The organism is Streptomyces sp. 11x1, assembly GCF_032598905.1.
GTDB lineage: Bacteria > Actinomycetota > Actinomycetes > Streptomycetales > Streptomycetaceae > Streptomyces.
On record NZ_CP122458.1, the window covers coordinates 1,666,382 to 1,690,704 of the forward strand.

General features: G+C 71.9%; 21 protein-coding genes and 3 pseudogenes. 10 read left to right on the forward strand and 14 right to left on the reverse strand.

The features are described 5' to 3' along the window. Positions 1-90: 90 nt before the first annotated feature. From P8T65_RS07480 to P8T65_RS07490, 3 genes are all read left to right on the forward strand, one after another. A complete protein-coding gene (locus P8T65_RS07480; protein WP_184901772.1) occupies positions 91-756 on the forward strand; it encodes a TetR family transcriptional regulator in 666 nt (221 codons plus the stop codon). Between the two features lie 247 nt (positions 757-1,003). Next, positions 1,004-2,344, forward strand: a complete 1,341-nt coding sequence (locus P8T65_RS07485) for an MFS transporter (RefSeq protein ID WP_316724574.1) — start codon at positions 1,004-1,006, stop codon at positions 2,342-2,344. A gap of 164 nt (positions 2,345-2,508) precedes the next feature. Then, complete coding sequence (locus P8T65_RS07490; RefSeq protein ID WP_316724576.1) at positions 2,509-3,081, forward strand: hypothetical protein; 573 nt, start codon at positions 2,509-2,511, stop codon at positions 3,079-3,081. A gap of 35 nt (positions 3,082-3,116) precedes the next feature. Here P8T65_RS07490 and P8T65_RS07495 read toward each other — a convergent pair whose 3' ends face one another. Continuing rightward, entirely contained in the window at positions 3,117-4,232 is a 1,116-nt protein-coding gene (locus tag P8T65_RS07495; RefSeq protein ID WP_316724577.1) for an ABC transporter substrate-binding protein, read from the reverse strand. Positions 4,233-4,339: 107 nt separating this feature from the next. Between P8T65_RS07495 and P8T65_RS07500 the strand changes: the two genes are divergently transcribed. The 3 genes from P8T65_RS07500 to P8T65_RS07510 are packed head-to-tail and all read left to right on the forward strand — an operon-like array spanning position 4,340 to position 7,681. Further along, positions 4,340-4,918 (forward strand): TetR/AcrR family transcriptional regulator, encoded by a 579-nt coding sequence (locus P8T65_RS07500; RefSeq protein WP_316724578.1) that lies wholly within the window; start codon positions 4,340-4,342, stop codon positions 4,916-4,918. 53 nt (positions 4,919-4,971) lie between these two features. After that, a complete protein-coding gene (locus P8T65_RS07505) occupies positions 4,972-6,387 on the forward strand; it encodes an MFS transporter (protein WP_316731513.1) in 1,416 nt (471 codons plus the stop codon). A gap of 25 nt (positions 6,388-6,412) precedes the next feature. Then, positions 6,413-7,681: a serine hydrolase domain-containing protein gene (locus P8T65_RS07510; RefSeq protein ID WP_316724579.1), complete on the forward strand. Its 1,269-nt coding sequence runs from the start codon at positions 6,413-6,415 to the stop codon at positions 7,679-7,681. On the opposite strand, the pseudogene P8T65_RS07515 reads toward P8T65_RS07510, so the two are convergent. The 4 genes and pseudogenes from P8T65_RS07515 to ribA all read right to left on the reverse strand — a co-directional run bounded on the left by P8T65_RS07515 (position 7,633) and on the right by ribA (position 11,870). Continuing rightward, positions 7,633-8,836 (reverse strand): annotated as a pseudogene (locus P8T65_RS07515) (saccharopine dehydrogenase family protein). The gene P8T65_RS07510 and the pseudogene P8T65_RS07515 sit on opposite strands and share 49 nt — an antisense overlap. Before the next feature lie 7 nt (positions 8,837-8,843). After that, positions 8,844-9,884, reverse strand: a complete 1,041-nt coding sequence (locus P8T65_RS07520; RefSeq protein ID WP_316724580.1) for a saccharopine dehydrogenase — start codon at positions 9,882-9,884, stop codon at positions 8,844-8,846. After that, positions 9,881-11,026: an FAD-binding oxidoreductase gene (locus tag P8T65_RS07525; protein ID WP_316724581.1), complete on the reverse strand. Its 1,146-nt coding sequence runs from the start codon at positions 11,024-11,026 to the stop codon at positions 9,881-9,883. The genes P8T65_RS07520 and P8T65_RS07525 overlap by 4 nt, the downstream gene beginning before the upstream one ends. A 184-nt stretch (positions 11,027-11,210) precedes the next feature. Further along, positions 11,211-11,870 (reverse strand): GTP cyclohydrolase II, encoded by a 660-nt coding sequence (gene ribA / locus P8T65_RS07530; RefSeq protein ID WP_189783077.1) that lies wholly within the window; start codon positions 11,868-11,870, stop codon positions 11,211-11,213. Between the two features lie 87 nt (positions 11,871-11,957). Between ribA and P8T65_RS07535 the strand changes: the two genes are divergently transcribed. Further along, the gene (locus P8T65_RS07535) at positions 11,958-12,737 is read left to right on the forward strand and encodes a creatininase family protein (RefSeq protein WP_316724582.1); all 780 of its coding nucleotides are present in this window, start codon (positions 11,958-11,960) and stop codon (positions 12,735-12,737) included. Positions 12,738-12,802: 65 nt separating this feature from the next. On the opposite strand, the pseudogene P8T65_RS07540 reads toward P8T65_RS07535, so the two are convergent. The 5 genes and pseudogenes from P8T65_RS07540 to P8T65_RS07560 form a co-directional block, all read right to left on the reverse strand. Further along, positions 12,803-14,338: pseudogene (locus P8T65_RS07540) on the reverse strand (YbhN family protein); the annotation flags it as partial. Next, the gene (locus P8T65_RS07545; protein ID WP_316724583.1) at positions 14,335-15,366 is read right to left on the reverse strand and encodes a methyltransferase domain-containing protein; all 1,032 of its coding nucleotides are present in this window, start codon (positions 15,364-15,366) and stop codon (positions 14,335-14,337) included. The pseudogene P8T65_RS07540 and the gene P8T65_RS07545, both read right to left, overlap by 4 nt. Further along, on the reverse strand, positions 15,363-16,613 hold the full coding sequence (locus P8T65_RS07550; protein WP_316724584.1) for a glycosyltransferase family 4 protein: 1,251 nt from the start codon (positions 16,611-16,613) through the stop codon (positions 15,363-15,365). The genes P8T65_RS07545 and P8T65_RS07550 overlap by 4 nt, the downstream gene beginning before the upstream one ends. Further along, positions 16,610-17,008 (reverse strand): 6-pyruvoyl tetrahydropterin synthase family protein, encoded by a 399-nt coding sequence (locus P8T65_RS07555; RefSeq protein ID WP_184901749.1) that lies wholly within the window; start codon positions 17,006-17,008, stop codon positions 16,610-16,612. Before P8T65_RS07555 ends, P8T65_RS07550 begins: the two co-directional genes overlap by 4 nt. Positions 17,009-17,177: 169 nt before the next feature. Then, positions 17,178-18,158, reverse strand: a complete 981-nt coding sequence (locus P8T65_RS07560; protein WP_316724585.1) for a zinc-binding alcohol dehydrogenase — start codon at positions 18,156-18,158, stop codon at positions 17,178-17,180. A 106-nt stretch (positions 18,159-18,264) separates the two neighbouring features. Between P8T65_RS07560 and P8T65_RS07565 the strand changes: the two genes are divergently transcribed. After that, on the forward strand, positions 18,265-19,077 hold the full coding sequence (locus tag P8T65_RS07565) for a CDP-alcohol phosphatidyltransferase family protein (RefSeq protein ID WP_316724586.1): 813 nt from the start codon (positions 18,265-18,267) through the stop codon (positions 19,075-19,077). 23 nt (positions 19,078-19,100) lie between these two features. On the opposite strand, the gene P8T65_RS47210 is transcribed toward P8T65_RS07565, so the two are convergent. Both P8T65_RS47210 and P8T65_RS47215 read right to left on the reverse strand, forming a co-directional pair. After that, positions 19,101-19,295, reverse strand: a complete 195-nt coding sequence (locus P8T65_RS47210; RefSeq protein WP_399103006.1) for a zinc-binding dehydrogenase — start codon at positions 19,293-19,295, stop codon at positions 19,101-19,103. A 101-nt stretch (positions 19,296-19,396) separates the two neighbouring features. Continuing rightward, positions 19,397-19,642, reverse strand: a pseudogene (locus P8T65_RS47215) (hypothetical protein); the annotation flags it as partial. Positions 19,643-19,918: 276 nt separating this feature from the next. Between P8T65_RS47215 and P8T65_RS07580 the strand changes: the two are divergent. Next, positions 19,919-21,010 (forward strand): IS630 family transposase, encoded by a 1,092-nt coding sequence (locus tag P8T65_RS07580; protein ID WP_316724587.1) that lies wholly within the window; start codon positions 19,919-19,921, stop codon positions 21,008-21,010. Between the two features lie 208 nt (positions 21,011-21,218). Here P8T65_RS07580 and P8T65_RS07585 read toward each other — a convergent pair whose 3' ends face one another. After that, positions 21,219-21,827 carry a TetR/AcrR family transcriptional regulator gene (locus P8T65_RS07585; protein ID WP_316724588.1) on the reverse strand — a complete coding sequence of 203 codons (609 nt, stop codon included), beginning with the start codon at positions 21,825-21,827 and terminating at the stop codon, positions 21,219-21,221. A 100-nt stretch (positions 21,828-21,927) separates the two neighbouring features. On the opposite strand from P8T65_RS07585, the gene P8T65_RS07590 reads away from it, so the two are divergent. Next, entirely contained in the window at positions 21,928-23,103 is a 1,176-nt protein-coding gene (locus P8T65_RS07590) for an acyl-CoA dehydrogenase family protein (RefSeq protein WP_316724589.1), read from the forward strand. 51 nt (positions 23,104-23,154) lie between these two features. Here P8T65_RS07590 and P8T65_RS07595 read toward each other — a convergent pair whose 3' ends face one another. Next, positions 23,155-24,195 carry a LacI family DNA-binding transcriptional regulator gene (locus P8T65_RS07595; RefSeq protein ID WP_316724590.1) on the reverse strand — a complete coding sequence of 347 codons (1,041 nt, stop codon included), beginning with the start codon at positions 24,193-24,195 and terminating at the stop codon, positions 23,155-23,157. Positions 24,196-24,323: the final 128 nt, after the last annotated feature.

Sequence of the window (24,323 nt, forward strand, 5' to 3'; positions counted from 1 at the left end):
AGTCATAGCAGCCGCACCCTCCCCGAGGGAAGACCGCCGCCGCAGCTCCTAGAATCACGGGCACCGGCCGCACTCGCCCGAAGGAACCCGATGACCAGCGTCGAAGAACCGGCACGACCGAACGGGCGGATCCGTGACGCCGCCCGCACCAAGGCCGAGATCCTCGACGTCGCGACCAAGGAGTTCGCCCGTTCCGGGTTCGCCGGGGCCCGGGTCGACGAGATCGCCGCCCGGACCCGCACCACGAAGCGGATGATCTACTACTACTTCGGCGGCAAGGAGCAGCTGTTCACCGCCGTGCTGGAGCGGGCGTACTCCGTGATCCGGCAGACCGAGCAGGAGTTGGACGTCGAGCACCTGGACCCGGTGGCGGCCATCCGCCGGCTCGCCGAGGTGACGTTCGACCACCACGAGGCGCACCCCGACTTCATCCGCCTGGTCAGCATCGAGAACATCCACGAGGCCGAGCACATCGCCTCCTCCGAGATGCTCGCCAAGATCGGCTCGCCCGCGCTGGACGTGATCCGCCGGATCCTGGAGTCCGGCCAGGAGTCCGGCCTGTTCACCGCCGACGTCGACGCCGTCGACCTGCACGCGATGATCAGCGCCTTCTGCTTCTTCCGGGTCGCCAACCGGCACACCTTCGGCGCCCTCTTCGGCCGCGACCTGGTCGACGCCGGACGCCGCGACCACTACCGGCAGATGCTCGGCGACATGGTGATCGCCTACCTGACGGCGGACCGCGCGGCGGACTGAGGCCACCCGCACGTCCGCGACGAAATCCTTCGGCGGCACCTCTTGACACCCGGGAAACGTCGGCGCAACATCCGTAGCCAAGCACTACTAACTATCCAGTGCGTTAATTAAGCCGGGTGCCCGGCACGGCTGTCCCACCACCCCCGGGGATCGGCCCCCTCCCCCCTGTTGTGACCTGTCCCGCCCTGTCTTGCCTTCCTCCGCTTCACCCCCCTCTCATGGGGGAGATCCCTCGAAGGAGCACGCCGTGTCCGTCCCCGCCGCACCGCCCGGCCAGCCCAAGAAGGCCGCCACGGCCGCCTGGATCGGCAGCGCCCTGGAGTACTACGACTTCTTCATCTACGGCAGCGCCGCCGCCCTGATCTTCCCGACGGTCTTCTTCGACGAGTCCGACCCGGCCACGGCGACCCTGCTCTCCCTGGCCACGTTCGGCGTCGCCTACGCCGCACGGCCGATCGGCGCGCTGTTCCTCGGGCACTACGGCGACCGCCTCGGCCGCAAGAAGATCATGGTCTTCACGCTGATCCTGATGGGGCTGTCGACGTTCCTGATCGGCTGTCTGCCCACCCGCGACCAGGTCGGCACCCTCGCCCCGGTCCTCCTGGTGATCTGCCGTGTCCTGCAAGGCATATCGGCGGCCGGTGAGCAGGCCAGCGCGAACTCGATGACGCTGGAACACGCGCCGTCGGACCGGCGCGGCTTCTTCACCAGCTTCACCCTGAGCGGCACCCAGGGCGGGCAGCTGCTGGCCACCCTGGTCTTCATCCCGATCGCCGCGCTCCCCGAGGACCAGTTGCTCTCCTGGGGCTGGCGCGTCCCGTTCTGGATGAGCATCGCCGTCGCCGTCGTCGGCTACGTCATCCGCCGCACCCTGGACGAGACGCCGGCCTTCACCCAGCAGACCGAGTCCGAGGGCGTCGCCAAGCTGCCGCTGGCCATCCTGATGCGCGAGCACTGGGCGGACGTGCTCCGGGTGATCGCGGGCGCGCTGGTCGCCTCGGTCTCCACGATCTTCACCGTGTGGGCGCTGGCCTACGGCACGAGCGAGTCGGTCGGCCTGTCCCGCTCCTCGATGCTGTGGGTGGGCGCGCTCGCCAACCTGGTCGCGCTCGGCGCCATACCGCTGTGGGCCACGCTGTCCGACCGCATCGGCCGCCGTCCGGTGTTCCTGATCGGCGCGGCCGGCAGTGCGGTGATGATGTTCGTCTACCTGTGGGCGATCTCCACCGGCGCGTACCCGCTGGTCCTGGTCCTGGGCATCGTCACCTTCGGTGTCGTCTACAGCGCCGCGAACGGCATCTGGCCCTCCTTCTACGGCGAGATGTTCTCCACCCGGGTCCGGCTGTCCGGCATGGCCATCGGCACCCAGATCGGCTTCGCCATCGCCGGTTTCGCCGTCACCTTCGCCGCGCAGATCGCCGGTCCGGACGGCGACGACTGGTTCGCCGTGGCCCTCTTCACCTCGGCGCTGTGCGTCCCGGCGGTCCTCGCCGCGCTCACCGCCCGCGAGACCCACAGGATCCCGACGGAGCTCCTCGGCACCCGCACCCCGCACACGGAGAGCGACCGGGAGCGCGTCGCGGCCTGAGCTACGGCCCGGCCCCGCCCCGAGTCCCCGGACACCCACGCGGTGTGGCCGGGGACTCCCGCGTGTCGCCGGTGCCGCGCGCCCCCCGGGCGAAGGCCCGCGCAGCTCGGCGGGATGATGATCACACCGCCGCGACCACGCGGCACCACAGCAGGGGGGACCATGTGAAGCGCGACGAGGACCCTTACAGAACCACCCCTCCCCCGTGGCAGGGGTGGCCCTCGGCCGAGACGCGCCGACGCCGCTGGCGGATCGGGCTGCTCGTTCCGCTCGTCGGCGCGGCGGGGTGCGGCTTGCTGTTCCTGCTCGGGATGGGCGCGCTCGCCGCGCTGTTGATCGTCAGCCGGATGTCGGTCCCCATTCCTGACGGCGAGCCCCTGGCCATGAGCACGGCCGAGATCAGGGGATCTTGGGTCGACGAGCAGGGCGGTCGACTGACGTTCGAAGAGGACGGGACGTTCACCTCGAACGAGGTCTGCGGCGACTTCGACGACAACGACGACGATCACTTCGACGACGTCGCTTCCCCGGCCCCCGGCGCGGGCACCTGGGAACACACCATGGGCACCGACGTCGACACGGACAGCTCAGTCTCCACGGTCCGCCTCACGTTCGCACCGGACGGAACGTCGGCCCAGTACGAGGCCCGGGGAACGTCGCGGGCCCCCGTCCTGTGGACGTACATCAGCGACCCCGACAGCGGAGAGCTGTGCGTCCTCGAACGCGCGAGAACCTAGGACTGATACGCCCCGGGTACGGCGGCCGCTCACGCTCAGCCCCTGTGCAGCACCCGCAGGCGTCCCGGTGCCGCCGGATCCCCGTCCACGACCAGGACCGGCGCCCCGGCCCACTGCCACACACCGATGCCCGGTACCCGGGAGAAGCCGATCCGGCCACGGGTGCCCTCGACCGTGACGTGCGGCCAGGCCGCGGCGACGCCCGCCCGGTCCGTGCCGTGCGTGCGCATGGCCTCGGCGAGGACGGCGATCGTGTCGTAGCCCTCGAAGGCGACGAAGGAGGGAGCCTCGCCCAGCCGATCGCCGAGGCCCGTCCCGACACGTGAGCCGAGGGGGCCGAGCCGGTCGGGCTGATAGCTCAGGAACGGAACTCCGGCGCCGTCGGCCCCCAGCGACGTCGCCCAGTCGGCGAGCTCCGGCTGCCCGGCCGGAGCACCAATCAGCACGTCGGCGAGGCGGCAGTCACGCCGTACGGCCCTGACGATCGGCACGGCCGGCTGCGGGTGGCCGACCAGCAGGAGCAGGGCGGTCGCGCCCCGGTCGACGAGCGCGTCGCACACGCCGTCGAGGGTGAGCGCGCCGCTGTCGAGTTCGACGACGGTGCCGCCGTACGCGGCGAGGTGGTCCCGCAGGATGCCGGTCCCGGCGGCCCAGTAGACGCTCGGCTGGGTGACGACGGCGACCCGGCGGTGGCCCTCGGCCAGAAGGTGGTCGGCATAGATACGCCAGCCCCGGGACTGCGGCGGGGGAAGGCGCGCGACCCAGTCCGTCGGCTGTTCGGTGAGCCCGTCGAGCACCGCCGACGAGCAGAGGAACGGCAGGCCGAGGGCGTCGGCCCGGCCGGCCGCGGCGCGGGCGACGACGCTGTGGTACTCCCCGGCCAGGGCGACCACGCCCAGGTGTGCGAGTTCGTCGACGGCCGCAGAGACCCGCCGCGGATCGGCGGCGGTGTCCCTGACCACCAGTTCGAGAGGCCTGCCGGCGACACCGCCGGCGTCGTTGACCTCGCGCACGCCCAACTCCAGTCCGGCGAGCAGATGCCGGCCCGCCTCGACCCAGCCGGGCGGGCTCAGGGGGACGAGTGCGCCGACCAGGATCGGTCCACCGGCGTCGTCCGCGTGACGGTCCGGGCTGGGCTCGCCTGTGATCATGCCGGACATTGCATCCACCGGCGCCGCCGACGGGCAAGCGAATATCGCGGTAGACGCCGTCCACCAAATCCGTAGACAGTGTCTACTTACCTTGGTAGACAGTGGACATGGACGAACGGAACACGGGACTGCGGTCCCGACTGGTCGACGTCGGGGTCGAGTTGGTGACGGCGGAGGGCGTGCAGGCCCTGTCGCTGCGGGAGATCGCGCGGCGGGCCGGCGTGTCGCACGGGGCGCCGCGCCGGTACTTCCCGACGCACCTGGAGCTGCTGTCGGCCATCGCGCGCCGGGGTTTCGAGGAGCTGGCGGGCCGAGGGGTCGAGGCGCTCGGGGACGGCACGGTGGGGCCGCGTGAGCAGATCGCGACGCTTGGGCGCGTCTACCTGGACTTCGCGCTCACCAACCGGGGCATGCACGAGCTGATGTTCCGTCACGACCTGCTGGAAAGCAACGCGTTGGGGCTGCGGGACGCCAGTCTCCCGATGTTCACGCTGTTGGTGGATCTCGTCGGGCGGGCCCGGCCCGACGCCGACGCGCGGCTCGTCGCGGGCTCGCTGCTGGCGAACCTCTACGGCATCGCCCAGCTCTGGACCTGGGGCAGCCTCCAACTCACCACCGGAGCCGACGACTTCACCCTCCTGCTGCACACCGCGCTGGACGCGCACCTGGGAAGCGAGGAGCGGTGACGGCCCCCACCACGGCCACCACGACGGAGGCCGGGACCGACCGGCACGGGCCCGTGTCCGCGTCGTCCCGCCGTCTCACCCTAGCGGCCAGTGTGCTCGGTGCGGTGCTCGTCGCCCTCGACGGCACGGTGCTGGTGATCGCCCAGCCGGCCCTGCGGCGCGACCTGGACGCCTCCCTCACCGAGGTGCAGTGGACCAGCACCGGGTATCTGATCGCGGTGGCCGCGCTGTTGGTGTTCGCGGGACGGCTGGGCGACCGGTTCGGGCATCGACGGGTGTTCGCCTGGGGTGTGCTGGGGTTCGGCGCGGCCTCCGCCGGCATCGGGTGCGCGTCCGAGGTGGGCTGGGTGATCGCTCTGCGGGTGGTCCAGGGGGTCTTCGGCGCGCTGTTGCAGCCCGCCACGCTCGGCATGCTGCGGGCGGCGTTCCCGCCCGACCGGCTGGCCATGCCCATCGCGCTGCGGACCAGTGCCATCGGGGTCGCGGTGGCGGCCGGTCCGCTGGTCGGCGGGGTGCTCGTCGAGCAGGTGGGCTGGCGGGCGGTGTTCTTCCTCAACGTCCTACCGGCGCTGCTCATGGGCCTGCCTGCCCTGGCGGTGCGCGATCCCGAGGCACAGCGATCGCGGCCGGTACCCGCGTCCCGCCTCGACCTGCCGGGCGCCGCACTGCTCGCCGTGGCCCTCGCGGCCCTCGTCCACACCCTGGTCGGGGTACCGGACCACGGCTGGACGGCCGCCGACGTGCTCGTCCTGTCGATCGCCGTCGCCGCGGCGGCCGTCCTCGTCCGCCACGAACGGCGGACCCCGGATCCGTTGCTGCCGTCCGCCGTGCTGGGCTCGCCGCCCGTGCGAGCGGCGCTCGGGGTGCTGGTGACCGCCTCCGCGGCGATGCTGGGCGCGCTGTTCGTGTGCAGCTTCGTGCTCCAGGACGTGCTCGGCCTGGACCCGCTGCGCACCAGCCTCGTGGCCCTGCCCGGCGGGGTGACGATGGTGCTCGGGGCGCCGCTGTCGGCCGTCCTGCTGCGGCGGTGGGGCGCCCGTCCCACCGCCCTCACGGGGACCCTGCTGCTCACCGCCGGACTGCTGACGCTGTCCCGTCTCGGCCCCGGGTCGTCGACGGCGCTGATCGGGGGCGGGTTCCTGCTGCTCGGGGCCGGTTTCGGCGCACTGATGGTCACCGCGACCGCCGTCGTCGTACGGCACGCGCCGCAGGAGGTGGCCGGGGTCGCGGGCGGACTTCAGCAGACCGCGATGAACGTCGGTCCGGCGCTCGGTGTGGCGGCCGCGACCACGCTCATGCCGCTCGGGACGGGCCCGGCGCTGCTGCTCCTGGCCGGTGCGGCCGCGCTGGGTGCGCCTCTCGCTCTGCGAATGCCCCGACCCGCCCGCCCCGCGAGGGATGGAACGCGATCAGTACGGAACGATGAAGACAAGAAGCGTGAAGGCGACGAGCACGATCGCGAGCCGTGACCCGGGCCACCGGAGGAGAAGCACCATGGAACGACTGCGCCGAGAGGTCGAACCGCGCGAGGCCGGCCTCGACCCGAAGACCCTGGCCCGCCTGGACGAGTACCTCGCCCTCCAGGTCGAGGAGGGGCGCCTGCCCGGTTACCTCCTCTCCCTCGCCCGCGGCGGTCACGTCGCCCACCTCACGACCTACGGCCTGCGCGACCGCGCGGCGGGGCTGCCCGTCGAGACGGACACGCTGTGGCGGGTGTACTCCATGACCAAGCCCGTCACGTCCGTCGCCGCGCTGATACTGGTCGAGGAGGGACGGCTGTCGCTCGACGACCCGGTCTCCCGGCACCTCCCGGAGTTCGCCGAGCCGCGCGTGTACGAGTCCGGTGAGGGCGCCGACGTCCGGACCCGCCCGGCGGAGCGGCCTCTCCTCGTGCGCCATCTGATGACCCACACCTCGGGCCTGACCTTCGGTTTCTACTACGACCACCCGGTGGACGCGCTCTACCGGGACGCGGGCCTGGAGAACTCCGTACGGCCGGGTGCCACCCTGGCGCAGACGATCGCGGAGTACGCGCGCCTGCCCCTGCAGTTCGAGCCGGGCGCGCAGTGGAACTACTCGGTCTCCACCAATGTCCTCGGCCGGATCGTGGAGGTGGTGTCGGGGCAGGACCTCGACGCGTTCTTCGCCGAGCGGATCCTCGGCCCGCTCGGCATGACGGACGCGGGCTTCCAGGTGACCCCCGAACAGGCGGGGCGGCTGGCCGAGTTGTACGGCGAGCAGGAGGACGGCTCGATCGCGCCGGTGCCCGGCCTCCCGGTGCGCGGGCGGCCGCGCTTCCTGTCCGGCAGCGGCGGGATGGTCGCCACCGCCCGGGACTACCATCGGTTCGCCGAGTTCCTGCGGCGGCGCGGCGAACTCGACGGCGTACGGCTGCTGTCCGCCGAGTCCATCGACATGATGGCCACGAATCAGCTGCCGGGCGGTGCCGACATCCACACGTACGGCAGCGCGTTCCACCGGCAGCCGGGGAACGTGGGGGTCGGTTTCGGGCTCGGGGTCTCCGTCGTCGTCGACCCCGCGGTGACGGAGTGCCCGTCCTCCCTGGGGGCGTTCGGGTGGACCGGGGCGGCGACGACGATCTTCTGGGTGGATCCCCGGCGGGACCTGACGGTGCAGTTCATGACGCAGGTGCGGCGGCGGTCGTCGTTCTCGGTGTATCCCGAGTTGAAGCGGTTGGTTCACGAGGCCGTGCTTCAGCCGCGGGTCCGGTGGGGGTCCTCGCGCAGTTCCCCGCGCCCCTGAAGGGGCGCGATGCGCGCCGTGAACTCGACACCGGCCTCGGCCAGTTCGGCGAGCCACGCCTGTGACCGCTCCCCCCGTCTCCGCCGCCCTGCTCAACCCCGCCGGCAGCGAGCCGTCCAGGATGTGTCCCACCCCCAGGGCCAGGGGGCGGGACACCAGGCGGGCCATCGCGCTCTCCTCCTCGGTGCCTGTCGCGTCGAGAAGGTGGCGGCCGGACCACCGCTCGCCCGAGTCGGCGCGTACGTCGAGGGAGACCGCGAGGACGACCCGGTCGCGGTCGGAGTCGGTCATCGGGTGGCGCGCCGCCAGTTCCTTCGCCAGTTCGGCGGTGCGCAGGTCGTCGCCGCGTTCGAGTTCCGCGAAGACCGGGGCCCAGGCGGCGAGCCAGCCGTCGAGACGGAGGGTGCCGCGGACGAAGGTGCTCGGTCTCCAGGCCGGAGGCAGGCCGTACTGGGCGACGAAGGGGACACTGTCGCGGTTGGGATAGGCCTCGAAGGTCTCGCCGTCGACGACGTGCGGCCGGGTGGCCGTCCAGGGGCGGTCGGCCGTCGTCTCGACACCGTCCTCGATGTAACGGGCCGGTGAGCGCAAGGCGTTCAGGACCCCCGCCGGGGCCCAGCTGAAGCGGTACCGGAAGTCGTTGGGGACGGCCGGGACACCGCCGCAGTAGGAGGTGAGGCTGTACGTGGCGGCGGTCCCCGGGCCGATCGCCCGGGTGGCCCGGTCGATCAGGCTGTGCGCGAAGAGGTGGTCCACGCCCGGGTCCAGGCCGGCCTCGGTGAGGACGGTGACGCCGGCCGCCCCGGCCGCCGGTACCTGTTCCAGGACCGCGTCCGAGACATAGCTGGAGCAGGCGAAGTGGGCCCGCGCCCCCACGCAGGCGGCGAGCAGCGGGGCATGGTCCGACGCCGGGAGCATGGAGACCACCACGTCTCCCGGGGCCAGGTCCGCCGCGAGGGCGGGCAGTGTGTACGCACGGGGCTCGGCCCGGCCCGTCAGTCCCCGTGCGGCCAGTGCCCGCGCGGCGCGTTCCTCGGTGCGGTGCCACAGCCGTACGCGCGCGGCGGTGCCACACAGCGCCGCCAGGCCGCTGCCCGTGGACAGGCCGGCACCGACCCAGTGGACGGTGCCGCTCGCGGGGACCACCTCGGTCATCGGGCAACTACCTTTCTGTGAGGCCCAGTTCGTCATTCGCCCGGCGGAATCGGTCCAGGCAGCGCCCCCAGGCACCACTCGTCTCGAAGTCCAGCAGCTGCGGCAGCAGCGCGGCCGAGAAGTCGGTGCTCGCCTCGCGGGGCAGCAGGGAGGGCAGGTTGTCGATGGCGATGAGATCGAGCGGAGGGTGTTCGCGCAGCCGCCGTACCGGGCGGTCCCATTCGGTGGTCGTGTCGTAGACCGGCAGGACGTTCATGGGTGAGCCGACGTCGACCGTGACGTCCGAGAGGGTGCGGAGCCGACGGTCCGGCCCGTCGAGGTCCTTGTCCGTCAGGAACGGCGGGACCGGGCTGGTTGTCAGGACGGTGTTGACCATCAAGTCGTGGGCCAGCAGGGCCGGCCGGTCCAGGTCGCGGGTCTCCGCCAGGTCCCAGCAGGTCGGCTCGACGCCCGCCTCTTCGAGGGCGACCCGCGCGCCTCGGCCGCTGCGGCCGAGGGCGCCGATCACCAGCGCGGTCAAGTCGCCTCGCGAGCCGCGGAGTTCGGCCTCCATCGCCTCCTTGGTGGTGGGGACGAGGGGAGCCCGGAGCGCGCCCCGGTGGTGGAGCACGGCGAGGGCCGCGCCCAGATAGCCCGCCCAGAAGCCGAAGGCGGCGAGCCGACGGCCTTGGTCGTCCACCAGGTACTCCAGGTCGAGCAGCGCCCCGCCCCCGGCCGCGAATCTGCGCAGCAGCGCCTCGGCGCCGGGCTGCCCCTTGTAGGCGTGCCCGAAGAAGACATGACGATGGGTCAGTTCAGCGGGTTCGTCCGGCAGTTCCTTGAGGCCTACGATCACCGCGCGCGCCGACGCCGACACCCACGAGCCCGGATCGGCGATCTGGCAGCCGGCCTCCTCGTACTCCTCCCTGGGGAAGATCCGCTGAGGGGAGTCCTCGACGGTGATCCGTACGCCGCTCTCGACGAGCCGCCGGGCGTCGGACGGCACGATCGGGGTGCGACGTTCGGTGGTGCGGGTCTCGTGGCGGAGCCACAAGTGGAGATCGGTCATACGAGGTTGGCCTCCGGGCGCAGCGCGTCGGCCGTGAACCGGTCGACGGTCAAGGGGCTGATGTCGACGAAGGGTACGCGGCCCAGGTACAGGTCGCGGACCACCTCGCCGACCGCCGGGCCCTGGAGGAACCCGTGGCCGGAGAACCCGGTCGCGTACAGGAAGCGGGAGCAGGAACCGGCCTCGCCGATCAGGGCGTTGTGGTCCGGCGTGATCTCGTACAGGCCCGCCCAGCCGCCCGTGCGGCGCAGGTCCAGCAGGGAGGGGGCGCGGCGCCGCATGGCCTCGTACAGGTGGGGGATCCAGCGGTCGTGGGTGTCGGTGGCGAAGCCGGGGCGCTCGTCGGGGTCGGACATGCCGACCAGGAGGCCGGGTCCCTCGGTGTGGAAGTAGAGGCTGCTGGTGAAGTCGATCGTCATGGGGAGGTTCGGCGGGAGGTCCGGGACCGGTTCGGTGACGGCGATCTGGCGGCGCAGGGGTTCCACCGGAAGGTCGACGCCGACCATGGCGCCGACGGAACGGGACCAGGCGCCGGCCGCGCACACGACCGTGTCGGTGACGATGCGGCCCTTGCTGGTGACCACCGCGGTGATGGTGTCCCGCCAGGTCTCGATGCCGAGGGCCTCGCAGTTGCGCAGCACGGTCGCCCCGTGGCGGCGGGCCCCGGCGGCGTAGCCGTGGACCACGGACTCTGGGGTGCAGTGCCCGTCGTCGGGCGAGAACGCCGCGGCCAGCAGGCCGTCGGTGGAGATCAGCGGGGAGAGCCGCCGGGCCTCCTCGGGATCCACCATGCGGCTGGGCACGCCCAGGTCGTTCTGGAGCTGGACGCCCGCCTCGAACTGGGCGACCTCGTCGGGGGTCGTCAGGAGGAAGAGGTAGCCGACGCGGTGCAGGCCGATGTCGTGGCCGAGTTCGCGCCGGAAGCGGCCGAATGCCTCCAGGCTCCGGGCGCCGAGCTGGATGTTGAGTTCGTCGGAGAACTGCGCGCGAACCCCGCCGGCGGCCCTCGCCGTGGACCCGGAGGCCAGTTCGTCGCGTTCGACGAGGACGACGTCGTCCACTCCGGCGGCCGCCAGGTGGTAGGCGATGCTCGTCCCGATGACCCCTCCCCCGATGACGACGACCCGTGCGCTGCGGATCACGAACGCTCCCTTCGTCCGACCGTGGTCGCGATGCCCGACGGAGTCAGGTCTTCCACCCGGGGCGAACGTTCATGCGGGACGCCGGTGCACTTGCCCGAAGGGTCAGTACGCGCGGGGCTGCGGTCGGGCGCGGCGGCCGGTGTCGGAGTCGCCTCCGAGGCGACCGCCGCGCGGACCCCGGCGCTCAGGACGAGTGGACCACCGCGTCCAGGTGCGGCAGGTAGTGGTCGAGCCGCTCGCGCTTGGTGCGCAGGTAGGTGATGTTGTCCTCGCACGGGGTGATGAGCAGCGGCACCTGCTCGGAGACCTTGATGCCGTGGCGCAGCAGCGCCTCCCGCTTGCGGGGGTTGTTCGACATCAGCCGGACCGATCGTACGCCGAGGTCGTGCAGCATCTCGGCCGCCACCCGGTAGTCGCGGGCGTCCACCGGCAGGCCGAGGGCGAGGTTGGCCTCGACGGTGTCCAGGCCCTCCGCCTGGAGCTTCATCGCCTGCAGCTTGGCGAGCAGGCCGATGCCGCGGCCCTCGTGGCCGCGCAGATAGACGAGGATGCCGCGCCCCTCGGCGACTATCGCCCGCAGCGCGCTGTCGAGTTGTTCGCCGCATTCGCAGTGCTGGGAACCGAACGCGTCACCGGTCAGGCACTCCGAGTGCAGCCGGATGAGAATTCCCTCACCGCCGCTGATGTCGCCGTACACCAGTGCCACTTGTTCTTCGCCGCGGTCCTGGTCGAGATAACCTACGGCCTCGAAGTCGCCGTAGGTGGTGGGCAGGGGGGCGTTCACCACGCGTACGGCGCCGGAGGACTGGGCATTCGCGCCGAGTACACCAACATTTTCTGTCATGATCTGGTTCCTAACTGGTGAGTCCTGACGTCATGCGAGCCATGCGAAAATGACGGGGCATCAGCAGAGACGAAAGGCCGTGAAAAGATGAGCAGTTCGAGTCTTGTACCGACGGACACCACCGCGGACGTCCGGGCGCGGGGGGCGGCGGCGGGCCGGCAGGTCGCGGTGCTCCCGGTCGGCAGCTACGAGCAGCACGGTCCGTATCTGCCTCTGGCCACCGACACGCTGGTCGCCTGCGCGATAGCCCGGGAGATAGCCGGCGCGTACCCCGTGCATCTGCTGCCGCCCGTGACCATCGCCTGCTCGCACGAGCACGCGGCCTGGCCCGGCACCGTCAGCATCTCCGCGACGACGCTGCACGCGATGGTGACCGACATCGCCGCGTCCCTGCGCCGGTCGGGCGTCGAGGCGCTGGTGGTGGTGAACGGACACGGTGGGAACTATGTGCTGGGCAATGTCGTCCAGGAATCCACCGCGGCGGGACATCGAATGGCGCTTTTCCCGGCGATGGAGGACTGGGACGCCGCACGCGAACGGGCGGGCGTACAGACCTCGTTGCTCAGTGATATGCATGCGGGAGAAATTGAGACCTCCATACTTCTGCATTGCCATCCCGAATTGGTCCGACCCGGTCACGAGACCACCGATTTCCTTGCCGACGACCGCCGTCATCTCCTCTCCCTCGGCATGTCGGCCTACACCGATTCCGGTGTGATCGGCCGTCCGTCCCTGGCGTCCGCCACGAAGGGGAAAGAGTTGCTGGCGGGTTTCGTGGAATCCTTCGGGGCGTACCTCTCGTTGGTCACCTCGGACGCCTGGGGCGAGGGTCCGGTTCCCTCTCCGGTCTCCCCCTCGGGCGACTGACGGCGGGCCCGCAGGGAGCCGTACCAGCGTCCGACGAGTACGAGCGCTCCCGGCAGGGCGGCCGCGAAGCTGAGCACACCGTAGACGACGGCCACGGTCAGCCCCTGCGAGGCGCCGAGGCCCGCGGCGCCGAAGGACCAGGCGGTGACGCCCTCCCTGGGGCCCCAGCCGCCGACGTTGAGCGGCAGGCTCATGGCGATCAGGGCCAGCAGCGCGAGGGGCAGCAGGCGCAGCGGGCCGGCGGTGGAGCCGGCGACGTCCGCGGCGAGCAGGAACGTCGCCACGTACCCGGCCAGGACCGCCACGGACGAGATCAACACGGCGGGACCGCTGTCGCGCTGGAGCAGCACGCCGCGCGCCTCCACGAGGGCGGCTCGTACCCGGCGGCCTCGACCTCCGCCGGACACGCTCGGCCTGCGGCCCATGCGGACCGCCGCCCAGATCGCCAGCGCCCCCAGCGCGGCGAGAGCCGCCACACCGGCCGCGTGACGGGTCTCCTCCAGCACGGGCGACGGCAGCACCAGCAGGACCGTTACACCCACGGCCGCCAGCACCAACTGGCCCGCGGTCCGCTCGATCACCACCGCGCGCACGCCCCGGCCCATGTCGCCGGAGCTCTGGCCGTGCCGCACCGCGCGGTGCACGTCGCCGAGGACGCCGCCGGGCAGTGCCGCGTTGAGGAACAGCGCCCGGTAGTAGTCCGCGACGGCGGGCCCGAGCGGCAGCTTGAGCCCGAGCGCCCTCGTCACGGCGCACCAGCGCCACGCGCTGAACACGGTGGTGAGCACGCCGATCCCGACCGCCGCCGCGAGCGTCCCGCCGTCGATCCGCCGCAGCCCGTCCACGAACACCCCGGTGCCCATCCGCCAGAACACGACCACGAGGATCACCGTCCCGGCGAGCGTCCCGAAGTGGGTGCGCAGGACGCGGAGGAACTTGGCGGCGGGGGTGGGCTCGACGGGGGCGCCCGGGGAGTCGGCGTCACCCGGGGCCACCGAGGACACGCGGGCTGCCGGAGAGTGCGCGGGGGTTGCCTGGACGGACGACGGCGCCGCCTCGGCGCGAGCCGCCGCTGCCCCGCCACGACTCCGGCCACCGGCCAACTCGTCGGACACGTCCACCGCTGCCGCGTTCGCCTCGGCGGCCTGATGCCCCTCGGCGGACGCCGGTTCGCCGGTCGGCCGCACCAGGGCCTCCGCCGTCGAGGCGACGGTCGGCTCCGAGGAGCTGACACGGTCGGCCGCGTTCGGTGCGGCGACCGGGTCCGCGTCGGCGGCTGTCGGAAGGGCTGCGCGGCCGTCCGCCGTGGCCGCCGCACTGTCCGCCCGGCCTGCTGGGTGCGCCTGGTCCGTGTCGGAACCGGTCGTGGAGGCCGCGGCCTCCGTCTCGCGAGAGCCCGGCTCCGGCATGCGCGCCCCCGGTACCGAAGCGGCGGGCGGCAGTTCGCGCGAAGCCTCGTCCGGTGTCAGTGTGCGCACCCCTGCCCGGGCGCCCGGTGTGCCCGCCTTCACGCGGGCCCGGACTCCCCGTGGGCGCAGGCGTATGCGGTCCCCGGTCGCCGGTGGGTGGGTCTCGACCGTCTCCTCCACCGGTGCCGTCATGAGGCTCCGCCCCTCGGCCGGGGAAGCGCCAGGAGGTCGCTGTGGTGGACGACGGCGCGGAGTTCGCCGGCCGCGTTGGCCGCGAGGCGGTCGCGGAGGTACGCCTCGGCCCGCTCGGTGATTTCGGGGCGCTGCTCGCAGGCGGCGCCGACCCAGCCGCGCAGCCACTCCTCGACGAGGGCGGTGTGCCGGGTGTCGAGCTGCCAGGGGCTCGGGTGGACCCGGACCGTGGCGCCGCGCTGGGCGAACGCCTCGCAGGCCACGGTGATCGCGTCCGGTCCGAGCAGATCGCTCGCGCGCTGGTGGGCGTTGAACGCCTCGGCGATCTCGGTGTCCATGGGGTGCGCGGGGAGGAGGTCCACCCGGCCCACGACCGAGAGCGTCAGCAGCGCGGGGACACCGGCGCCCGCGCAGGCCGCCGCGAGCGCCTCGATCTCCTCCACCGTGAGCACGTCGAGCAGCGCGGACGCCGTGACCAGCGAGGCACCGTCGAGGTCGGCCGCCGTGAGCCGTCCGATGTCACCGCGCCGCGTGGTGACCGTGACGGGGCTGCCGTCGGCGGCGGCGCGCGGCGCCCGCGCGACGGCCAGCCGCAGCAGGTTCGGGTCCTGGTCGTGCAGCACCCACCGCTGGGCGCCGTCCAGCCGGGGCGCGAGCCAGCGCCCCATCGAGCCGGTGCCGCAGCCGAGGTCGTGCACGGTCAGCCCGGTGGCCCGGCCTGGCAGGTTCGCGAGGCGGATCCGCAGCGGGTCCAGCAGTTCCGCCGCGCGGGCGTCGGCGTCGGCGCTCTCGCGCAACTCCAGCCACTGCGGCGCGTACTGGTGGCCCTCGGGCGCCGGCGTGTCCCCGCCGCGTCCCGCCATGCTCAGCACCCCACCGGCGGGCCCGGCGGCCGTGGTCCCACCGGCCGCGGCAGTCGCCCCCGCGGCGGCCGACGTACCCGCCGCCGAGGTCGCCCCCTTGGGCAGCGGCCCGCCCGTCGACAGGGGCCCACCTGCGGACATGGTCATATCGGCTGAAGTGGTCATGCGGCCCTCCGAGGTTCGTGCCGCAGCCTGCCCAGCACATGGGCGAGGCTGCGGGCCGTGGTCGCCCACCCGTCCAGCGCGGCCCGGCGCCCGCGCGCCGCGGCCTTCAGCCGACGCCGTACGTCGGCCTCCCCGAACCAGCCGCGCAGTTCCGCCGCGATGGCCGCGGGGTTCTCCGGCGGGACCAGGATGCCGGGCACCCCCCCGTCGGGGGCGCGGCCCACGGCCTCGGGGAGACCGCCGACATCCGTGGCCAGTACGGGGATACCTCGCGCGAGCGCCTCGGTGACCGCCATGCCGTACGTCTCGGCGTAGGAGGTGAGGACCATCAGGTCGGCGGCGGCGTAGCTGGCGTCGAGTTCCGCGCCCGCCTGTGGTCCGGCGAGGTGGAAACGGTCCTCCAGGCCGAACTTCGCGATGAGCGAGCGGATGTGGTCCACGTACTCGGGGTCCTGGTCGAGACCGCCCACCAGGACGCAGCTCCAGCGCAGTTCGGTGACGGTCGCGAGGGCCTCGACCAGCCGGTGCTGCCCCTTGCGCGGGGTGACCGCGGCCACGCACAGCAGCCGGGAGACGCCGTCGGTGCCGGAGGCGAGGGGCGCGATGTCGGCGCCGGGGGCGGCGACATGGACCCGCTCGGGGGCGAGCCCGTGATGCGACACGAGTCTGCGCACCGCCCATTCGCTGGTCGCGATCACGGCGGACACACCCCGCAGGGTGGTGCGTTCCTTGGCGTCGAGTTCGGCGGCGAGTTCGGGCTCCAGGCCGGTCTCGTCGCCGAGCGGCAGGTGCACCAGCACGGCCAGGCAGAGGCGTTCGGCCTCGGGAAGGACGATCTCGGGGACTCCGCAGGCGACCAGTCCGTCGAGGAGGACGACCGTGCCGTCGGGGAGTTCGCTCAGCGTCCGGGCGAGTTCGGCGCGTGCCGTGTCACCCGGGCTCGGCCAGCTGCCGTGGATCGCGTGCTTGTGCACCTGCCAGCCGAAGCCGGGCAGATCGAGGCAGATTCGGCGGTCGTAGGCGTTGCCGCCGCTGGGCCGGGTGGGGTCGTCGACGCCGCCCGGCATCACGAAGTGCACGGTACGCAGCGACATGGGGATGATCGCGGCGTTCTTCAGTGCCGCGTTCTGCACGGGCACATAGCCGAGCCGCACTTGCTCTCCCCCATCCGCGAGCCGCACTTGCTCTCCCCCGTCCGCCGGGCCGGCGGTGCCGACGGCCGCCCGGTCGATGGTCACATCGGTCACAGGGCACGCTCGTAACTCGCCCAGGCGATGTGCGACTCGTGCAGGGTGACCGAGAGGCCAGCGATGCCCTTGGCGTTCTCCCCGAGGGCGCCCTTGTGGATCCGCTCGGCGAGGCGGTCGGCGATCACCTTGGCCAGGAACTCCGTGGAGGTGTTGGTGTTGGCGAAGTCGGGCTCGTTGTCGAGGTTGCGGTAGTTCAACTCGCTCACCACGGCACCGAGCTCCTGGGTGGCCAGCCCGATGTCAACGACGATGTTGTCGTCGTCCAGTTCGGCGCGCCGGAAGGTGGCGTCCACGAGGAACGTGGCGCCGTGCAGGCGCTGCGCGGGTCCGAAGACCTCCCCGCGGAAGCTGTGGGCGATCATGATGTGATCGCGAACGGTGATGCTGAACAACGGACGACCCTCCAGTGCGGTACGTCTGCCCCCGGGCCGGGGCATGCCGTGTAGTACGGCTGCTCCCTACCCGTTGTTCAGCCGAGTTTTCCGGTTTCTTCGGAGGTCAGCGTTCCGTTCGGGCAGTTCAGGGGCGGGTGGGGCGAACCGTAACACCAAGCTCAACGGCTCACTGGGCGTCGTAGCGCACCCGATGGCACATCCCCGGGAGTTCTCCGCTTGCCAGCTTCGGCATGACCTCGGGGAGTTCCTCGAAGGCGCACTCCCCGGTGACGAGGGCGTCGAAGCGGGCGTCGGCGAGGAGTTCGAGGGCGAGCGCCAGCCGGTCCGCGTACGTCCGTCCGACGCGGGCCGCCGGGGAGACGGTTCCCACCTGGCTGCTGCGGATGGTGAGCCGGCGCGAGTGAAAGGCCTCGCCGAGCGGCAGCGCGATCCGGCGGTCGCCGTACCAACTCAGCTCGATGACCGTGCCCTCGGCGGCGAGGAGTTCTAGGGAGCGTACGAGGCCCTGCTCGGAGGCGCTGGCGTGCACGACGAGGTCGCACTCGCCCAGCGCCTCGTCGGGCAGGGCGAAGTCGACGCCGAGGGCGCGGGCGATGTCGGCGCGCGCCGGGTCCGCGTCGACGAGCTGGACGCGCACGCCCGGGTAGCGCGCGAGGAGCACGGCGACCGAGCAGCCGACCATGCCACCGCCGACGACGGCGATCCGGTCGCCGATCCGGGGCGCGGCGTCCCACAGGGCGTTGACGGCGGTCTCCACGGTCCCGGCCAGGACGGCGCGCGCCGCCGGGACGGTCTCCGGCACGACGGTGACGGCGCTCACGGGAACGACGTAGTGGCTCTGGTGCGGATAGAGGCAGAAGACGGTCCGGCCGACCAGTGCGTCGGGCCCGTCTTCCACCCGACCGACGCTGAGGTAGCCGTACTTCACGGGCGCGGGAAAGTCGCCCTCCTGGAAGGGCGCGCGCATGGTCGCGCGCTGGTTCTCGGGCACTCGTCCGTGGAACACGAGCGTCTCGGTGCCCCGGCTGACTCCTGAGTACAGCGCGCGGACCAGGACCTCGCCGTCGACGGGTGCGGCGAGGGTCTCCTCACGGATCTCGCCGTGGCCGGGTGAGCGTAGCCAGAAGGCATTGGCTGTCGGTTTCATGTGCGTCTCCGTGAACGGTCGAGCGGTTCGCCACGTACGCAGCGGTGGGAGTCGCGGACACGGTACGCGGCGATGATCCACTTGTCACACGTTCGGAAGGTATGCGGTGGCCCTGATCAACACATACGACGGCCGGCTGTTGCTCTCGGAGACGACGGTGGGCGCGGGCGCCCAGGTGCTGCTCCTCGCCTTCCTGGGCACGGCGATCGGACTGGGCCCGGCGGGCTGGCTGACCGGGCTGGCCTTCGGGCTCGCCACCTGGGCGGTCCTCAACCGCGCCCTGCTGCGCACCCGGACCCGTACCTTCGGCCCCGCCAACCGCGTCACGCTCGGGCGGGCGATACTCGTCGGCGCCGTCACCGCGCTGGTCGCCGACTCCTTCCAGAGCTCGCCGCCCGTCTCGCTCTTCGTCGGTCTGACGGCCGTCGCGCTGATCCTCGACGGCGTCGACGGCAAGGTGGCCCGCCGGACGGGGACGTCGACCGCGCTGGGCGCCCGCTTCGACATGGAGGTCGACGCGTTCCTGATCCTGGTGCTGAGTGTGTACGTCTCCATGTCGATGGGCCCGTGGGTGCTGCTGATCGGTCTCATGCGGTACGTGTTCGTGGCCGCCGCCAAGGTCGCCCCCTGGCTGAACAACTCCCTGCCGCACAGCATGGCCCGCAAGACCGTCGCCGCCGTCCAGGGTGTGTTCCTGCTGGTCGCAGCCTCCGGTCTGCTGCCGTACGCGGCGGGCTTCGGCCTGGTCGCGCTGGCACTGGGCTCGCTGCTCTGGTCGTTCGGGCGGGACGTCGTCTGGCTGTTCCGCAACCGGGAGGGCCTCGGCGAGCCGTTGGCCACGGTGACCGTGAACCAGACGGTGACCATGGCCATGGAGACTTCCGTCGAGCGCCGGGCGGCCGAACTCGTCACGAGCTGACCCGTTCCCGGCGCTTCGAAGATTCAGCGGACCGTGAGGACGATCTTCCCGGTCGTCCGGTCGGTCTCCCCCAGCGCGTGTGCCTTGGCCGCCTCGGCGAGGGGGAAGGTCGCGTCGACATGGGCCCCCAGCCTCCCCGCCCCTCCTCTCCGAGACGAGTCCGGCGATGGCCCGCATACCCCCTGGTCGGCTTCGACCAGCAGTTTCTCCAGTCGTATGCCCGGAGCGGCGGCCCTTCTGGGCGTCCCCCTCCCCCGACCGGCAGGATCGAGACGAGGGTGCCGCCCGTACGCAGCACATCCAGGGAACGGGTGCGGACGTCCCCCGCGAGGGTGTCCAGCACGACGTCCACGTCCCGTACCGCCTCGGCGAAGTCCGTGCCCCGGTAGTCGATCAGCTCGTCGGCCCCCAGGTCCCGCAGGAACTCGTGCTTGCCCGCGTCGGCCGTACGTCGGCGGTGTCGACGAGCGCCTGGTACGCGGTGAGCGCGGCCGGCGGCAGCGCACCCGTCTGAACGTGGTCGCCGGTCGACCGGCGAGATCGCGGGCCACGTCGGCTTCGCCACCGGCTCGTCGCTGCGGCAGCATGCACGCGCGATCGGGGTGTCACCGCTGACGTACCGGCGCACGTTCCGGGCACGGACGGAGGCCCCCACCGGGGTTGAGGCGCCCGCCGTGTCCTAGAAGCGTCCTGAAGATCTTGAAAATGCGCCCGGCTTGCCCTACTTGATGGCGATTGACATTTACCGGCAATCCAGGGTGAGTCGGGCGGCCAGAGCAAGATCTTCAGCGGTCCCCTAGTGTCCTGAGTCTTTATTTCGCTAAAGAAGTAGGCTGGGCTCATGGCGCGTATGGGTCGGCCGACGGTCGAAGTGGTCCTGACGGATGAGGAGCGAGAGACGCTGCTGCGCTGGTCGCGGCGAGCAACGTCCTCGCAGGCTCTGGCGTTGCGGTGCCGGATCGTGCTTGCGTGTGCTGAGGGCGGTTCGAACACCGCGGTGGGAGCGGAGCTTGGGGTCCACCCGGTCACGGTGGCCAAGTGGCGCAGGCGGTTCGCGGCCGACCGGCTCCAGGGCCTGTCCGACGAGCCGCGGCCCGGCCCGCCCCGCACGGTGAGCGACGAAAAGGTCGAGGAGGTGGTCGTGCGGACCCTGGAGACCACCCCGAAGAACGCCACGCACTGGTCGACGCGGGGAATGGCCGCGGCCAGCGGCCTGAGCCAGTCCACCATCTCGCGGATCTGGCGGACCTTCGGCCTCAAACCGCATCTGGTGGACACCTTCAAGCTGTCCAAGGACCCGCAGTTCATCGAGAAGGTCCGCGACGTCGTCGGCCTGTACCTGGACCCGCCCGAGCGGGCCATCGTCCTCTGTGTGGACGAGAAGTCGCAGATCCAGGCACTGGACCGGTCGGCACCGGTGCTGCCGATGATGCCGGGCATGCCCGAGCGCCGCACCCACGACTACCTGCGCGGCGGCGTGACGACCCTGTTCGCCGCCCTGAACGCGGCCACCGGCGAGGTCATCAGCTCGCTCCACCGCCGGCACCGCGCGGTGGAGTTCAAGAAGTTCCTGGCCAAGCTGGACAAGGAGGTCCCCGACCATCTCGACGTCCACCTGATCTGCGACAACTACGCCACCCACAAGACGCCCGCGATCCAGAAGTGGCTGCTGGCCCATCCGCGGTTCCACATGCACTTCACCCCGACCAGCGCCTCCTGGCTCAACCAAGTGGAGCGCTGGTTCGCCCTGCTGACGGACAAGCAGATACGGCGTGGCGTCCACAGGAACGTCCAAGCCCTGGAGAAGGACATCCGGACCTGGATCGCCGACTGGAACGACAACCCCAAGCCCTTCGTCTGGACGAAGACCGCTGACGAGATCTTCGAACGCCTCACCGGATATCTGAACCGAATCAAAGACTCAGGACACTAGGCCCTGTCGTCACATTCCCGCCTGCCCCGCGGCGCCATGCACGTGCTCTCGGCGTGCCGGGCACTGACCCGAGTACGTCCGGTACGCCGGTCAGTGCCCGGCACGCCGAGAGCACGCTCCCCCGGTCTCGGCTGCGCTCGACCGGGAGGTACCCCCACGACGCCGCGGGGCCGCCCTTCGGGCGACGACAGGAATGTGACGACATGGCCTAGCGGGTCCGGGCGAGGCCCCGCAGGAGCAGGTCGGCGAGGTGGGCGTAGGCGCCGGCGTCGTCCAGGCCCGTCGCCGCGACCACCTGGCGCTGCTGGATGCGGACCATCACCGAGGTGATGACCTCGGCGGCGAAGGGCACATGGACCTCGCGGAACACACCGGCCGCCACGCCCTCGTCGATCAACTGCTGAACCCGGGCGGCCGCGGCGCGGGTATTGCGCTCGTACACCTCGGCCGCGGGTTCGAACGCGGCCACGTCGTCGAAGAAGGTCGGCGAGACGGGCGCGAGTTCGGCGGCGACCGCGCCCAGGTAGGCGGCCAACCGTCCGGCGGGATCGGGCTCGGCCTCCAGCGCGGCCTCCACCCGCGCGGTGGCGCCCCGGAAGAAGTGCACCACGACGGTGCGGACCAGCTGCTCCTTGCTGCCGGCCAGCCCGTACAGCGTGCGCTTGGAGCAGCGCAGCCGGGCAGCGAGGTCGTCCAGCGTGAACTGAGCGAAGCCCTCGGCGATCAGCAGGGCCACCAGATCCTCGAACAGCGCCGACCGGCGGGCCGCGCCGCGCCCGGTGAGCTTCGGGGTGCCCGCGGCGGAGGTCTCAGTCATTCGATCAGTATCCCAGGGCGACCATGCGCTCCATGCGCTACGCTAAACGGTACTGAAGTACCGGCTGAAGTACCGCTTCGCGAATCGGATGGAGTTCGACATGGCCGTCGACCGCATGCTGCCCACCGAGGAAGCGGAAGATCTGATCGCGCTCGTCCGCGACCTCGCCGACCGCGAGCTCGCCACCCGGGTCGAGCGACACGAAAGCACCGAGGAGTACCCCGAGGGCCTGTTCGCCATCCTGAGCAAAGCCGGACTGCTCGGCCTGCCGTATCCGGAGGAGTACGGCGGCGGCTCCCAGCCGTACGAGGTCTACCTCCAGGTCCTGGAGGAACTGGCGGCCCGGTGGGCGGCCGTCGCCGTGGCCACCAGCGTGCACACCCTGGCCTGCCACCCGCTGAGCGCCTTCGGCACCGAGGCCCAGAAGCAGCGCTGGCTGCCGGACATGCTGGGCGGCGAACTGGTCGGCGGTTACAGCCTCTCCGAACCGCAGGCCGGCTCCGACGCCGCGGCCCTCGCCTGCAAGGCGGAACGCACCGACGCCGGCTACCGCGTCACCGGCACCAAGGCCTGGATCACCCACGGTGGAAAGGCCGACTTCTACGCGCTCTTCGCCCGCGTCACGCCCGGAGACGGTGGCACGCCAGGAGCCGGCGTCGCGCCCGAAGCCGGCGGCATCTCCTGCTTCCTCGCTCCCGGTTCCACCGAGGGCCTGTCCTTCGGCGCGCCGGAGCGGAAGATGGGCCTGCAGGGCATCCCGACCACCTCCGCCTACTGGGACGGAGCGCTACTGGAGGCCGACCGGCTGATCGGCGCCGAGGGGCAGGGCCTGCAGATCGCGTTCAGCGCCCTCGACTCCGGCCGCCTGGGGATCGCCGCCTGCGCCACCGGTCTCGCGCAGGCCGCCCTGGACGCCGCCGTCGACTACGCGGGCGAGCGCACCACGTTCGGCCGGAAGATCATCGACCACCAGGGCCTGGCGTTCCTGCTCGCCGACATGGCCGCCGCCGTCGACTCCGCGCGCGCCACCTACCTCGACGCGGCCCGCCGCCGCGACGCCGACCTCCCCTTCGGACGACAGGCGAGTGTCGCCAAGCTCATCGCCACCGACGCCGCCATGAAGGTCACCACCGACGCGGTCCAGGTGCTCGGCGGCTACGGCTACACCCGCGACTTCCCGGTGGAGCGCTACATGCGGGAGGCGAAGATCATGCAGATATTCGAGGGCACCAACCAGATCCAACGCCTGGTCATCAGCCGCAGCCTGAGCCGCTGAGGCCGCAGGAGCCGCCGGGGCGCCCGGCTCTCGTCGGCGCGGCCGGCCCCGCTACCCCGTGACCGCGCCGGCCCCCGGCGGCATGTTGTACGGCGTCACCACCTGGATCGCCGACGGTAGGAACGGCCCCTCGTCGGGCAGGGCCTGGTGGGCGCGCATGATCACTTGGCAGGCGCGGCGGACGTCCTGGCGGAGGTCGTGGTGGAGCACGGCGGAGAGCCGGTGCTCGCGCAGCAGCCGGGTGTTGTCGTGGTCGAGGTCGTGGGCGACGAAGACGTGCGGCTCACGGCCGAGCGCGGCGAACGCGTCGAGCGTCGCGGTGTTGCCGCCGCCGATGGAGTAGACGGCGGCGATCCCCGGCTCCCGCTCCAGCGCGTCGAGGACGAGGTCCCGCTGGGTCGCGTCGAGGCCGTCGCTGTCGGTGACCTCCACCACGGTCCGTCGCGGCGCGACCGCCCGCATCACCCCGCGGAACCCCATCTCGCGCTCCTCCTCGTTGCGGTAGAAGCTGCGGCTGAGCGTGACCAGCACGGCGCCCGGCCGGTCGCCGAGCCACTGCCGCAGCAGATACGCGGCGGTCGCCCCGGCGGCCCGGTTGTCTATGCCGACGTACGCGCCGCGCGGGCTGCTCGGCAGGTCGGTCACGAAGGTGACCACCGGGATCCCGGCCGCGACCAGCCGTTCGACGGCGGCGGTGACCTCCGGGACGTCCGGCGCCTTCAGGATCACGCCCTGCGAGCCGCGCCGCCCGATCCGGTCGAGCACCCGCACCATCTCCGAGGCCGACCCCGTCTCCCGGAAGTGAAAACGGGAGCGCACGACCGCCGGGTGCAGGGACGGCAGCTCGGCCTCCAGCGCCTCACGGACCGCCGTGGAGAACCGGTCCGGGGTCTGCATCACGATGTCGACCATGAACGTACGGCCGCCGATGCGCACCTGCGTCCGCTGCCGGTCCAGGTCCCGCACGGCCTGGTGGACCTCACGGGCGGTGCTCTCGCGCACCCCTCCCCGGCCGTTGAGGACCCGGTCGACCGTGGCCTGGCTGAGCCCGGCCTGCCGGGCGATCTCACGGATCGTGTAGGGGTGCGCCATGGGGGGTGTGTCCTGGATCTCGATGGGGAGCCGGCGGTGAATCGGATGGGGCCGGCGGTTCGGATGATGGGTTTTTGATGGTCTGCTGCGGGTTGTACGAGGGGCCCCGCGCCCCAAGACTGACAGAG